Genomic DNA, 14,164 nt, shown 5'->3' with positions numbered 1-14,164 from the left:
TGGCCGCTGTAAAAGCGGTGCGTGCCATTTGGCGTGCCTAATCCAACGGTTTGAGGAGCCTCGCTGACGCGATCATCATTTCAAAGATCCATCAGACATGATGCCAAAGGCAGCCCTCAAACCGGCGCCTCCATGAGCACTCCCTCCACCGAACTCCAGCATCATCCCCGGCGTGGCACGCTGTGGATGTTTCTTTCCCTGACCTGTTTCACCGGCAATGCGCTGCTGCTGAAAGTGCTCGCCTCGGTGCGTCACGCCGATCCATGGATGGCGCTCACGTTTCGCGCGGTCGTCGGCCTGCTGCTCACGATTGTGCTGTTTGCCCCGGCTGGATCGCTGAAGTTGAAGCGCTCGTTCCAAAGCTGGCTGCTCGCCTCGCGCGGGGTGCTCGGTGCGCTGGGCACGGCAGCGTATTACATCACCATCGGCCCGCTCGGGGCAGGGAAGGCGACGCTGATCGGCAACACCTGGACAATTTTTGCCGCGATCATGGCCGCCTTCGTCCTGCATGAGAAACTCGGCGTGGTGAAGGTGCTGGGAATCCTGCTGGCAATGGCGGGCCTCAGCCTGCTCACGGGCATCGCACCTGGAACCATCGCGCAGTTTGGACATCATGAGCTGATCGCGCTGACAGGCGCGGTGCTGGCTGCGGCCGTGGTGGTGGTGATCCGTCAGCTCACGCGCACGGAAAGCAGCGCCACGATCTTCTCGTCGCAATGCATCTACGCAGTGCTGCTGGCGCTGCCCTTTGCGATGTCCCATTTCAAGTCGCTTGAGACGATGGATGTCTGCCTTCTCACCGCGGCAGCCTTGTGCGCCAGCGTGGGGCAACTGGCGATGACGGAGGGCTTCCGTTTCCTGTCCGTGGCCGCAGGCGGGGCCTTCCAGATGCTGGTTCCGGTCGTCATCTCGCTTTCCAGCATCCTGCTATTTGCCGAGAGCTTCACGTTTGCGCAGGCGATGGGTGGCGTGCTGGTGCTCTGGGGCAGCTACCACACGGTCGTCGGTGGATTTGGCCGCAAGGTGACGAATCGATGACTCAGAACGCGAATCCGACGGTCACATGCAGAAAGCCGCTGCTTTCGCCAGTGCGGCGGCTTGGGTTGTGACCGTAGTCGATGCGGATCGGCCCGAACGGCAGGTGGTAGCGCAGCCCTGCGCCGATCGCCTGCCGGAAGTCGGAGGAGTAGGACAGTGGCGATGAGTTGTTGGCGCGTGAAAGACTTCCGATGTCGCCAAAGAACGCGATCTCGAAATTCGGCATGATCTCATAAGAAAACTCGGCGCTGGCGAACAGCGCTGAAGTGCCGCCGAGCGGTGTCCCGCCCGGAGTGACTGGTCCGAGCTCGCGCTGGCCGAAGGAACGCACGCTGTTCGGGCCGCCGTTGAACACACGGCTGTCGATGGGGATCTTCTCGGCGGCCGCGCCCTGGATCGTCGCCAGTTCGCCCCCCGCGGCGAATCGCCACTTCTTCGTGATCGGCCGATACCACGCGCCGCGCAGATCGGTTCGCAGGAAGCTCACGCCGGAGCCGAGGATGTCCGTGGAGCTTTCGATGCGGCCGGAGAGATACCAGCCTTTCTTCGGCAGGACGGGGCTGTCGCGACGATCCAGGGTCACATTCGCCCCGAGGCTCATGAGCGAGTAGTTCCTCGGCCCGGTCTGTGTGTCGTTCAGGATCTTCGAGCTCACCGTGTTGGCCGAGGTGCCGATGAAAACCGAGTAGCTCAGCGCCTGGTCCACGCGGCGTGCCACATCCAGGCCCAAGGCCGTGCCGATGCGGTCGTATTCGAACCGATTGAACTGCTCCAGCGCGAGACGCAGCGTGGCGGAGTGCTGGGAATTGAAGACCGCAGGATTTGTCACGCTCACAAACCCAACGGGCCCCGCGACGCTGTAGGTCAGCTCCGCTGCCAGCGTGTTGCCTGTGTCACGCCAGTTCGTGTTCTTGTAGGTCACGCCCACTTGTCCGCCGAGGAAGGTGTCAAAACCCAGCTCAAAGCCGAGCGTGACGGGTTTCGTCTCCTCGCCGGTGACTCGCAGATCACCGGTCGCGGCGTCGCCTTGAGGTGAAAGCACCCGTGTGTCCAGCAAGGCGAACATGCCGGTGTCCAGCGCCCGCTTGAAGAGGAAGTCCACCTCGTCCGCGTCGTAGATCCGTCCGGTCAGCGGTTTGAACTTCGCCATCAACACCCGCCGGGCGCCCCGGCTGAACTGCGGATGCGGCGTCACGCTGGCGATGCGCACACGTTCGCCCGGCTGCACGCGGAAAGTCACGTCCACCGTCCCGCCTGCCTTGCCGAGCGTGTAGTCCGCCAGCGTTTTCGCATAAAGCCAGCCGCGTTCCGCACAGATCGCCTCCAGCCGCTGCTCGATCTGCTGGACACGCGCTTCGTTGAAAGGCGTTCCTTGCGCCTCGGTCATCTGGGCCTGCATCTGCTTGTCGAGCTCGGGCGGCGCTCCGGTGATCACGGTGTGGCCGAAGACAAACTTTGGCCCTGCTTTGATCTCCAGTGTCAGATCACGTCGCATGTCAGGCCCGGTGGACGGTGCTGGCAGCAGCAGCGTCTCCGCATTCAGATAACCTTCGGCACGCAGACGGCGCTGCACGAGGCTGGTGCCCTGCTGGATGTCCGCCTCCACCCATTGTGGCAGCTTTTTGTCCACATGCTCGCGTTCCAGCGTCGGCTTCAGCAGGTACTTCTTCAGTTCTTCGTCTGGCAGCGGCGTCTCACCTTTCAAGGTCACCGTGCCCACTCGCACAGGCTTTCCAGGCTTCACGGTCAGCCGCAGGCCACCGGGCTCCATCTTCCACATCACCTCGGCCTCCGGCCAGCCTTCGCGAATGAACTGCTGCCGCGTGAAGAAGGCCAGATCGTCAGCCAGTGGCTCACCGGCAGGGCCGCTGCCATTCAACGTCAGCTGGTCCATCAGCATCGTCTTCAGGTCGTCCCACTGCGACTCCTCGACTCCGTCCACGCGCACGGTCGTCTGGCCGAAGCTCACCTCATGCGCTTCCAAAGCACCCGCCATCACCAAGGAGCACAGCAGCGCCGCCCAGTTGCGGCGCAACCGGCTGGCATTCGTCATTCTGCATTCGTCATTCGTCATTCGTCATTCGTCATTGGCATCATCATCCATCGCCCTCGCCGCCTGGCCGAAGCGCAGCACATAGCCCAGCAGCGCCTTCATGCGGCCTGTTTGCGTGAATCGGCCGATGAACCGCACCTTCGGCGTGATCTCGTACATCGCCTGCATGCTGTCATTGGCACGGTCGGAGCCGGAGGGATTGAAGGTCGTGTGCAGCTTCGGCGGCTCGTCGCTGACGGTCTTCTTCTTGTTGAAGATCTTGCGGTAGGTCTCGCTGATCACGAGGAAGGCCGCGCGTGTCATCGCCTCGCTGGCCATCTGGGCATTGTCGCCACCCAGGGTCATGCCCGTGCCGAGCAGCGTCACGATGTCCGCCTCCGACAGCGGTGGAGTGCTGGTGAAGCGCGTCTTCGGATTCGATGCGTCGCCGTAAACGTAAAGAGTGATGTCGTTGCTGCCCACACGCGACTCACCCCTCACATCCAGCTTTGGCGTGAAGGGATTGTCCGGATTCATCGTCACGACGCCCTTGGTGATCTTCAACAGGCTGAACGGCAGCTTCAGCACCATGCGATCCACGTTTGCGAAACCCGTCAGCCGGGGTGCGGCACCCGTTCCACCGAGAGCGATGTCGGCGGACACGGCGCCGTTCACCAGATTGCCAGCAATCACCACCGGATCGCGCGTCTTCACCTTCAAATCGAAGCTCCAGTCCTTCAGCATTGGCGGCAGCGCCAGTTTCTGATCCACCTTTGAGGTGGAAGGCGGTGGCGGCGGGAGTTTTTCGCCTTGCTGGATCATGCCGGTCACGTTTGGCAGCAGATTCACCTCCTGGAAGATGCGTCCGCGCACGGCTTCGACCGTTCCGCTCACACGAGCCGCCTTCTGGGTTCCCGCGCAGGTGATGTCCGCATTTGCTCGCACACTGGAGGTCGGATTGCGCATCACCAGCGCCTCGCGGGCCTCCACTTTGAGATCAAACTTCGGATCTTGCGGACTCGCTGCGTCGATCACACCGGCGAGCCGCACTTTGCCGCCGGCAAGAACGGCCGAGATGTCCTCGATCGTCGCCTTGCGGTCATGCGTGCGCACTTTCACGCGCACATCACGCACGCTGGGCATGTCTGCGCTCATGAGCCCGACTTCCGGCGCGTTCAGATCCAGCGAGGAATCGATCAGAGGCTCCTTCACCGTGCCACCAACGGTCGCATGCAGCCGCAGCTTCGCGGGCAGGGATTTCACCACATCCGGCGCAAACTCTCGCACAAAGCCCAGATCGCTCTCCGGCAGGTCCAGCGTGGCTTTGACCGGCAGATTCATCGCCAGATCGGGATTCTTCATCAGATCGGGCAATTTCACCGGCAGCTCGGCTGTCAGCGTCAGCGGCTGCAGCGGCTCCTGCACCAGCTTCGCATCAAAGGTGAGCCGGTTCGCCTTCAACGCCGTCGAAACATCCACTGCGGCCGGTTTGAACGATGCAGGAACTCCGGGAGCCTTCAGCTCGCTCACACCGAGCTTCACCCAAAGGTCGGCGGAATCGAGCCTGCCGCCGATCTTCACCTCCGCGTTCAGAATGCCCGGCGGCACATCCGTCACGCCCGCCGCGGCGGCAATCTCATGCACCGGGAGGTCCTTCGCACTCAAGACGACATCCAGCTGGCTGCCGTCAGGCACGTCGGTCTGCATCAAATCGAAAGGCGCATGCGCATGTCCGGTCATCAACTGCCGGTCCTTCTGCCACAGGCTCAATTCGGTGAGCTGCGCGTCCTTGTCGGTGACTTTACCGGCGGTGATGAGCTTCCACGGCCCCAGCACAGCCCGCAGCGTCTCGATCTGCGCGGTCGTGCCGTCAAAAGTGGTCTTCAGATCAACATCCGCCGCCTCCGGCATGCTGGCGGTCTTCACCTCATTCGCTTTCAACTCCACGCGGCCTTCGCCACGCCACGGACTCGCGTCGCCCTTCACGTCCAGCTTCATCGCGACGCTTCCCGATTCGATCGACGGCGCTTTCAACGCGGCGAGCAAGGCGTTCAGGCTCGTGAGCTGTGGCAGTGCGATGTCTCCATTCGCGACAAAGCTCCACGGCGCGGCCAGCTTGGCCTCAGCCGTGATCTCGATGCGGTTGCGATCATCCACGACGATGCGGCAGGGGTTCAGATGAGCCTCGCCCTTGGCCACGGTGGCCTTCACGGCCACCGCAGGCAGCGCCGCATCGCCCCACTTGCCGTCGGTGACGTTCAAATCGACCTCCGCATCGAGATTCATCACGTCGTTCGCGAGGAAAGCCGTTTTGCCAGTCGTGGCAATCTTCGCGGTGACCGGTTGGTCGAGCGGCGGAAGTCCGACCGTTTGCATGAGCCGCACCGGATCATCGATCTGCACCTTCCACGCGGCCTTCACCGGCATCGCGTCCTCCATTTTCATCGACGCATCGAGTGTGATCGTGTTGCCGTCGCCCAAAGCGAGTGCCGGCAGTCGCACGGTGGCTTCCTTGCCATCCAGGGCGAAGTCCACATCGACTTTCGGCAGCTTGTAGGCCTCGAAGACGAGCTTCTCGCCACCAACGTGGCCTTTCACCTGTGTTGGCGTCCCGCCGAGTCCCTGCGCGTCGAGTGAAACCAGCACAGCACCCTTCGCGGGCGGCGGCTTTGTCAGAAGCTGCGTCACATCACGAACCGCCACGTCCGCATGCGTCTTCCACGCAATCTTCTGCCACTGCGCCAGATCCTGCGGCAAAGTGGCTTCCGCCGTCACCTGCACCGTGTTGGTGCCGCGCACGATCTTCAGCGCGTCGATCTGCGCCCGGCCGTTCTCGACTCGCAACGGCAAGTGCACCGAATCAAGCACCGCACCAGCGGCACGGACGTTGGAAGCCTTGACGTCTCCGGTCACAGTCAGGTGATCCAGGCCTTCGGCGTGCAATTCGATGTTCGCATCGTCAAAACTGACATCAGCAGGCAGCTTGAAGGCTGCCAGATCGGCGCTGCTGAGCTTTTCCAGCTTCACATCCGCCTTGGCTTTCAAGGGTGGCGCAAACAGGCCGCTGGCGTCCGCATCCACTCGGACTGAGGCTTTTCCCAAAGCCAGTTCGACCCCGAGCTTCACCGCATCCTCCGGAAACTTTGTCAGATCGACCGCCAGCGCCTTCAATCGTGTTCCGTAAGGCAGGTCGAGGCCTGCGATGGTCAGCGTGCGCTCGCCCCACTGCACCTGGGCCTTCACATCGGCGACTCGAACATCGCCCGGCTCCATTTTGAACTCAGCCAGCTCAAAGACGCCCGGCATGCCCTCGCCGACACGCAGCGTGAGCCCGCGCACGATGATCCGGCCGCCATGCGCCAGCGTGATGACCGCGTTCACGTTCTCGATGTCGATGACTTTCGGCCACACGAGCGGTGGTGGAGCGTTCGATGACTTCTTCGGCGGCTCAGGCGCAGGTGTTGTCGCTGGCGGCAGCTTCCGCAGGTCCACCACGGCATCGACGTTCTTCAGCGTGATGCGTTTGACGATGTCGATGTCGCCGGTGCGGGCGAGCGTCCACGCGTCGTATTCCGCGCCGATCTCGCCGATGCTGGCCTTCTCCAGCAGCGAGCCGCTGGCATCAATGCCGCTGAGCTTCAAATCGCCCAGCACGGAGCCGTCCACACGCCATTTCAGTGTGATGCCCGCCAGTTCCGCACCTTTGATGCCGCCATAGCCGATCACCCAGCGTAGCAGCGGCGCATGGAAGACCACGGCCAGCAGCAGGAGTGCGAAGCCGGCCAGCAGCAGTCGTTTTAGCCAAGTGAGCCAGCGGCGCGGCCTTGTCGGATCGTTACGAAACACGCTCATTCGATGCCCGGGAATGGAGCAAGTTCAATGCTCATCCCGAAATCGATTTCAACGGCGCTACTTCAAATCCTCAGCCGTCCAGAAGCCAGAATGGCTCGCTGTGGCATCACGGACGGTCTTCACCTGCGCCGGCGTGACCGCCGGAGCCTTGTTGCTGAAGTTTGAGCGCACGTAGCTGAGCACGTCGGCCATCTGCTGGTCGTCGAGGCCCATCGGCGGCATCGGCAGAGGAGCGAGCTGCTTGAAATCCTCGCCGTTCACCCGGATCGGGCCGTTCAGGCCGTGCAGCAGCACTTTGATCACGCGGTCGGGATCGCCTTTGAGCCAGTCGCTGCCGATGATCGAGGGATAGATGCCCGGCAGACCTTTGCCCTCCGGCTGGTGGCAGTTCAGGCAAAGCGCGTCATACACCAGCTTGCCTGGATGCTCGACCACGGCGGCCGCGCTGGCGATCTGCTTCACATAGGCCGCCTGCTTGGCGTTGCCGCCAAAGGTGAGAGTGGCCAGCTCCGGCACGAACTGCGGCTTCAGGCTCTTCACCACCTGCTTCAGCGCATAGTCGATGAATCGGTCAGTCGGCTTGTCGAGCACCTGCACGGCGACTTCGACCGCCTGCGGCTTCAAAACATGCGCACAGGCCACCACCGCCTCCAGGCGCACGCGGGGATGTTCATCGTGCACTGCTGTGGCGAGAAGTTCCAGCGCGTTCGGCAGTTTTCCAGCAGCACGAGCTCCGTAAGCACGAACGCCCGCGTCTTTGGCCGCGAGCAGCCGTTTCACGAGCTCGGCATTCGTGGCTTCATGCGATTCAAAGATGCCGCTGACCTCCATCAGCACGCGTTCATCCTCGTTTTTTGCGATAAAGGCCTCCGCGGCCTTCAAAACCTCCTCCGTAGGCCGATCGAACAGCAGTCGCTTCGCCTGATAACGCGTCCAGCGCTCAGGCGACTTGAGTTGTTCGAGCAGCTCCGCCGGTTTCATGTCTGCCAGCGCCGGTTGCTTCACCAAAGGACGTCCTTTCGCCGTGATGCGCCAGATGCGGCCGTGGGTGCGGTCGCGGCGAGGATCGGCATAGCTGGCCTGATAGTGGCCGATGACGGGATTGAACCAGTCGCAGAGATACATCGCGCCATCAGGTCCGATGCTCACATCCACGGGACGGAAGGACGGATCGCTGGACTTCACGAGCTTCGGCAACTGCGTGCTCTTGAAGCCTGCGCCATCGTCTTCGAGGCGATGCAGCTCGACCACGCTGCCAAAATAACCGCCGATCAAAGCGCACCCCTGGATGTCATCCGGCAGCGCCTTGGTGCCGATGAATTCGAGGCTGTTCGTCTTCGGATTCGTGTCAAACAGCGCCCCTGTCGGATGATATTCATCAGGATCAGGCAGGGAGACGAGTCCGGGCACGCTGTAGTAGCCGACGGGGCGGTCGCCGCTCTTGTGAAACACCTGCAAGTGGTCGTCAAAGGCCACGCCCCAGCAGTTGTGGCCCGCTTTGCCGCCATTGAAGTAGCCTTCCAGCTTCTGCGTGCGCGGATCGAGTCGCCACACGCCGGCTTTGTCGAGCCGTGCGAGCCCGTGCGCCGTTTCCACGCGTGAAAACGCATGCAAACCCTGCGTGAACCACAATGCGCCATCCGGACCGTGGCAGATCGAGTTGGCGAGCTGGTGCGTGTCACCGATGCCAAAGCCGGAGAAGAGCACCGTCTTCTCGTCCGCCTTGCCATCGCCGTTCGTGTCCTTGAGATGCACGATCTGGTCAAAATCGCAGACGTAAACACCACCCGCGCCCGGCTCGACGCCTTGGACCATCGTCAGACCTTCCGCGAAGCGCGTCGATTTGTCCGCCTTGCCATCGCCGTTCGTGTCTTCGACGATGAGGATGAAATCGGAGGGCTTCACGCCGGGAACCGTCTGTGGATACGTCGGTGAGCAAGCGACATAGAGACGACCGCGCTCATCCCACGAGAACTGCGTCGGCTTCGCCACGCCTTCGGTTTCGGAGGCAAAGAGGTTCATCTCATAGCCCTCTGCCACGGTGAAGCCCGCCATCTGCTGCTCCGGTGTCAGGACAGTCTCGGTGACGACTTTGGATTCGGGTTTCGGCAGGTCTTCGACCTTTTCTCCTCTGGCCAGCGCATGGATGCGGGCATCCATCGCCGCGACCATGGGCTTCCGCACTTCAAAGCTCTCCCGCAACGATGGGGCGTCCTGCGCCGGCTTGCCAAACATCTGCGTCACGCGGTCGCCATACACGAAGGACCAGTTCGCCGGGCGCCAGCAGTCGAACCACAGGCGGTTTTTCTCAACGATCGTGTTTCGCAGCGCCGACAGGTCATCCGCGTCGCTCGACGAAGCGCCGAGTTGCTGCGCGATCTCGCGCGCCACCACGCGCAGGCCTTCCGCGTTCAAATGCAGGCCGTCATCGGTGAGGCGTGGCTGATTCGCGCCGCGGGCCGAAAGCGGCGTGAAGAGATCGATGAAGATCGCGCCGCGTTGCTGCGCTACTTCGCGCACGGCTTCCGCATACTTCTTCACATCCGAGTTCCGCAGCCTCAATTCGGGCGCATGCGAGGCCAGCGGCTTCTCAAACGGCATCGGCGAAACGAGCACGAGCCGCTGCGTCTGGGCGCTGAACTGGTCCAGCAGCCGATGGTAGGCCGATTTGAACTCTGCGAGGCGTTTCACGCCGTCAAAAGCCTCCACCTGACCGAATTGGGCGATCACGATGCCAGCGCCCGCCGCGTCGAGCTGCGCCTTCCAGTCGCCAAAGTTCAGATCGCGCCACTGCTCATACACGGTGTCGCCTTCCCAGGCCATCGAGCGAAATCGTGGCTGCTGCGCGGCAAAGGCGGTGCCGAGCACGGACTCCAGCTCGCCTGCTTTTTGATCACGCACGAGGTTCTCCTGCCCGGCGAGCACGATCACCTCGTCTTTGTCGAGCGTGAACTTGCCGTCTTTGAAGGGCTCGCGCTTCGCCACATTCGCTCCGGGATTGCCAAAGCGATTGAGAACGTCTTTTTCCTCCGGCACCATGGCGTCTGGAAGCGCTTCGATGGTGATGTTGCGGAAGGAGATCTGCGCCTTGCACTTGCCGTGGATCTGCAAGGCGATGAGCCCTTTCAAATCGATGCCCGGCTCACGTTCGGTGTAATCGACCGTGCGGACGCCGTTCACGAAGAGCTGGATGCGCTGCTCCTCGGCGCGAATCATGTATTGATTCCATTCGCCGGGCTTCTCCGCTTTTTCGATCAGCTCCTTCGCCGGCTGCTGCAGCATCTTCTTCCGGCGCGATTCGTCATACAGGCAGCCCGAATAGCCCGCGCCGATGTCCGCCTGAAAGCCGCTCATTTCGTTCGGCGGCTGAGGAATGCGCACGCTGCGGAACTGCACGCCGCCATTCACAAAGCCCTCCGTGCCCTCCAGCTTGTATTCCAGCTTCAGGATGAAGTTTCGATACACCTTCTTCGAGGTGAGGAACTCGTTCTGCGGATTGCCTTCCAGCGATCCGCCCACGATCACGCCGTTCTCGACGCGCCAGACCTTCGTTTTCTCGCCATCCCAGCCATTGAGCGTCTTGCCGTCAAACAGCGGCACAGGCTGCGCAGCGGCGGCGGATAGCAGGGACAGGGCGACGAGGGGCGTGAACAGGCGCTTCATGGGGAATACGTTTGGGGCTGGATCAAACGCGGCTCGCACCGCCATGCATGCTCAAAGTTTCTGCAAACATCCCCGGCAGACGTATGTTCTTTCCCCAAACCATGCGCCCCCTGATTTTCGCTGTCATTGCCTCCCCCTCATTTGCCCAGACAGAGGCCGATTTCATCACGAACCCGCGCCAGCTCACCTTTGAAGGCCGCCGGGCCGGTGAAGGCTACTTCAATGCCGATGGGACGAAGATGATCTTTCAATCCGAGCGCGAGGAGGGGAATCCGTTTTATCAGATCTACCTGATGGACCTCGAAACGGGCGACCAGGAACGCATTTCGCCCGGCATGGGCAAGACGACCTGCGCGTGGATCCATCCCGATGGCAAGCGCGTGCTCTTCGCCAGCACGCACACCGACGCGAACTCTAAGAAGCTTCAAGAGGCCGAGTATGAGGAGCGGAAGAACGCGAAGGTGCGCAAATACTCCTGGGACTACGACGAGCATTACGAGATCTGGGAATACACGCTCGCCGACAAGAAGCTCAAAAACCTCACCAACACCCGCGGCTACGACGCGGAAGGTGGTTGGTCGCCCGATGGCAAGAAGATGGTCTTTGCCAGCAATCGTCAGGCTTATGAAACGAAGCTCAGCAAAGAGGACGAGGAGCGTCTGAAGATCGATAAACAGTACTTCATGGAGATCTACACCGCCGATGCCGACGGCTCGAACGTGAAGCGCCTGACCGACGCGCCCGGCTACGACGGCGGACCGTTCTTCAGCGCCGATGGCCAGCGCATCTGCTGGCGTCGCTTCACGCCAAAGGGCGATGTGGCCGAGGTATGGACCATGAACGCCGACGGCAGCGATCAAAAGCCGCTCACGAAGCTCGGCGCGATGAGCTGGGCGCCGTATTTTCATCCCAGCGGCGAGTATTTGATCTTCACCACCAACCTCAACGGCTTCGCCAACTTCGAGCTCTACATTGTCGATGCCGCCGGCAAGCATGATCCCGTCCGCGTGACGAACACCGATGGTTTCGATGGCCTCCCGGTCTTCTCACCCGATGGCAAAAAACTCTCGTGGACCAGCGGACGCGCCAGCGGCGGCCAAAGCCAGATTTTCATCGCGGATTGGGATCACGATCATGCCCGCGTCGCTCTCGGACTGGGTCAAGAGGTCAAATCGGTCAGTCAGGTCAAGACGCCGGATTTGAACACGATGGGCTCGGAAATCGCTGAAGCGGATCTCAAGCAGCACATCACGTATCTAGCCTCCGACGAGCTGGGCGGCCGTCTTACCGGCACGGAGGGCGAAAAGCTCGCCACGCAGTATTTTGCCGATGTGGCGAAGCAGATCGGCCTCGCGCCGTTTGGCGACGACAACACCTACTTTGACAATTTTGACTTCACTGCCGGTGTGGCGCTCGGTGAAGGCAACAAACTGACTTTGGGCGATGCAGAGCTCAAAGTGGAGCAGGACTGGAAACCCCTTTCCTTCTCCCAAAACGGCGAAGTGAAGGCCGCGAAGATCGTCTTCGCCGGTTACGGCATCGAAACGCCCGAATCGGCCTCCATCGAGACCTATTCGAGCTACGCGCATCTCGATGTGAAGGACAAATGGGTGCTCGTGTTCCGCTATTTGCCGGAAGGCATCACGCAGGAGCGGCGCAATGAACTCAGCCGCTACTCCAGCCTGCGCTACAAAGCGCTCACCGCCCGTCAAAAGGGCGCACGCGGCCTAATCGTGGTCAGCGGACCGAACTCGAAGGTCGTGCAACAGCTCGCGCCGATGACGTTTGATGCCTCGTTGGCCTCCAGCGGCATCGCAGCCATCAGCGTGACCGATGCGGTGGGCGACAAATTGCTCGCGGGCACCGGCAAGACACTCAAGGAACTCCAGGACAAGCTCGACACGGGCGATTTGATGGGCGGCATCGACTGCAAAGGCACGCTCGCGGCGAACATCGTGATCCAGCAGGAGAAGAAAAAGGGCCGCAACGTGCTCGCCGTGCTGCCTTACGGCCAGCAGCCTGATCCACACGTCGCGCCGCTTATTGTGGGTGCCCATATCGACCATCTCGGCAGCAGCGGCGGCTCGAACTCGCGTGCGAAGGGCGATGAAGTGAACAAGATCCATCACGGAGCCGATGACAATGCCAGCGGTGTCGGTGGCGTGCTCGAAATCGCCCAGTGGCTGGCCGATTTGAAGAAACAGGGCAAGCTCACGCTCAAGCGCGACATCATCTTCGCCGCATGGAGCGGTGAAGAACTCGGATTGCTCGGTAGCAATCACTTCGTCGAAGCTTACGCGAAAATGATCAAGGGCGATGCCAACGCGAAGCTCACCGGCATGTTCGCCGCGTGCCTGAACATGGACATGATCGGCCGTTTTCAGAAAGCGCTCGTGCTCCAGGGCCTCGGCAGCAGCTCGCTGTGGGCGAAGGAGATCGAAAAACGCAACGCGCCCATCGGCTTGCCCATCACCACGCAAAACGATGCGCATCTGCCGACGGACAGCACCGCGTTCTATTTGAAGGGCATCCCCACGCTGAATGCCTTCACCGGCTCGCACGCCGATTACCACATGCCGAGTGATACGGCGGAGAAGATCGACTACCCGAACGCCGCGAAGATCACCAAGCTCATGGGACTCATCGCCCGCGGCATCGCCACCGCCGACGCCGCGCCGGATTACATCGCCATGGAAGCGCCGAAAAACTCCGGCGTGCGCACGGGACTGCGTGCGTATTTGGGCACCATCCCCGATTACGCCCAAGGCGACACCAAAGGCGTGAAGCTCAGCGGCGTGTCACCAGTCGGACCGGCGGCGAAGGCAGGCGTCAAAGCCGGCGACATCATCATCAAACTCGGCGGCAAGGACGTCGCGAACATCTACGACTACACCTATGTGATGGGAGATTTGAAGATCGGCAAGGAGACGACGATCACCGTGCAGCGCGATGGCAAAGAGGTCGAAATGAAGATCACGCCAGGGTCGCGCGATTGATCACCACGGCGGCGAGTCAAGATACCTGCTGTCCCAGGACAAGCAATTGGGACAGTAGCGCGCAGGAAAGCGTGATTCTTTGGGCAATTGAGCCGTGAGCTGTTTGCGTCGAGCGAGGTATTCCCCACGTTCCCGTTCGTACTCAGTCACCACATGAAACTGTCCGAAGCTATTGATGACAAGCCACGCTCCCAGCGCCAGAAGGACGGCGAAAAAGAGGAATGGTAGAGAGACCAATGAATCATCTGCCTTTTTGGAGTCCTGGAGAATCTGCCAGATCATGTAGCCTCCGTATGAGGCGATGCCCAGCCCGACGAGGACTCCTGCGAAACCTTCTCCACGCGAAACCAGGACAAGTCCTGACTTGCCGCCTTTGCTCCGACGAAAGGACACATATTTCCGCATGTCGTTCTCCCATTGGGAATCGACTGAATCCAGCTCCCGACGCAGTTGAACCTCCAGGATTGCGCTGGAAAGCGACTGAAGCTCTGACTCCGTCAGGCAATTGGCGCCACGGACTTTCGTCAAGATATCGGCATTCGGAAGGTCGGATGTCATGGCGGTGAGAGGAGCAAAAGATTGG

Annotated in this window: 6 protein-coding genes; 2 read left to right on the top strand and 4 right to left on the bottom strand. The window is 61.4% G+C overall.

Translation table 11 applies throughout. From position 1 onward, the window contains the following. Positions 1–132: 132 nt before the first annotated feature. Positions 133–1,038, top strand: a complete 906-nt coding sequence (locus tag IAE77_RS09625; RefSeq protein WP_294225307.1) for a DMT family transporter — start codon at positions 133–135, stop codon at positions 1,036–1,038. Position 1,039: 1 nt separating this feature from the next. Here IAE77_RS09625 and IAE77_RS09620 read toward each other — a convergent pair whose 3' ends face one another. From IAE77_RS09620 to IAE77_RS09610, 3 genes are read right to left on the bottom strand one after another with little or no spacing between them, the layout of a single operon-like run. Next, complete coding sequence (locus IAE77_RS09620) at positions 1,040–3,091, bottom strand: BamA/TamA family outer membrane protein (protein ID WP_294225305.1); 2,052 nt, start codon at positions 3,089–3,091, stop codon at positions 1,040–1,042. Positions 3,092–3,115: 24 nt separating this feature from the next. After that, positions 3,116–6,922 (bottom strand): translocation/assembly module TamB domain-containing protein, encoded by a 3,807-nt coding sequence (locus IAE77_RS09615; protein ID WP_294225302.1) that lies wholly within the window; start codon positions 6,920–6,922, stop codon positions 3,116–3,118. Between the two features lie 57 nt (positions 6,923–6,979). After that, positions 6,980–10,585: a PVC-type heme-binding CxxCH protein gene (locus IAE77_RS09610; RefSeq protein WP_294225299.1), complete on the bottom strand. Its 3,606-nt coding sequence runs from the start codon at positions 10,583–10,585 to the stop codon at positions 6,980–6,982. Positions 10,586–10,686: 101 nt separating this feature from the next. Between IAE77_RS09610 and IAE77_RS09605 the strand changes: the two genes are divergently transcribed. Then, on the top strand, positions 10,687–13,581 hold the full coding sequence (locus IAE77_RS09605) for a M28 family peptidase (RefSeq protein ID WP_294225296.1): 2,895 nt from the start codon (positions 10,687–10,689) through the stop codon (positions 13,579–13,581). On the opposite strand, the gene IAE77_RS09600 is transcribed toward IAE77_RS09605, so the two are convergent. After that, positions 13,582–14,139, bottom strand: a complete 558-nt coding sequence (locus IAE77_RS09600; protein WP_294225293.1) for a hypothetical protein — start codon at positions 14,137–14,139, stop codon at positions 13,582–13,584. Between the last annotated feature and the right edge of the window lie 25 nt (positions 14,140–14,164).

The sequence above is a fragment of the Prosthecobacter sp. genome (genome assembly GCF_014879935.1).
Taxonomy (GTDB): Bacteria; Verrucomicrobiota; Verrucomicrobiia; order Verrucomicrobiales; family Verrucomicrobiaceae; genus Prosthecobacter.
The sequence above is the reverse complement of the archived record's forward strand: the minus strand, read 5'-3'. Positions and strand labels throughout refer to the sequence as shown.

Excerpts from the sequence above, each read along its gene's own strand:
- IAE77_RS09625 (WP_294225307.1), top strand. The coding sequence starts at position 133 with ATGAGCACTCCCTCCACCGAACTCCAGCATCATCCCCGGCGTGGCACG.
- IAE77_RS09620 (WP_294225305.1), bottom strand. The coding sequence starts at position 3,091 with ATGACGAATGCCAGCCGGTTGCGCCGCAACTGGGCGGCGCTGCTGTGC.
- IAE77_RS09615 (WP_294225302.1), bottom strand. The coding sequence starts at position 6,922 with ATGAGCGTGTTTCGTAACGATCCGACAAGGCCGCGCCGCTGGCTCACT.
- IAE77_RS09610 (WP_294225299.1), bottom strand. The coding sequence starts at position 10,585 with ATGAAGCGCCTGTTCACGCCCCTCGTCGCCCTGTCCCTGCTATCCGCC.
- IAE77_RS09605 (WP_294225296.1), top strand. The coding sequence starts at position 10,687 with ATGCGCCCCCTGATTTTCGCTGTCATTGCCTCCCCCTCATTTGCCCAG.
- IAE77_RS09600 (WP_294225293.1), bottom strand. The coding sequence starts at position 14,139 with ATGACATCCGACCTTCCGAATGCCGATATCTTGACGAAAGTCCGTGGC.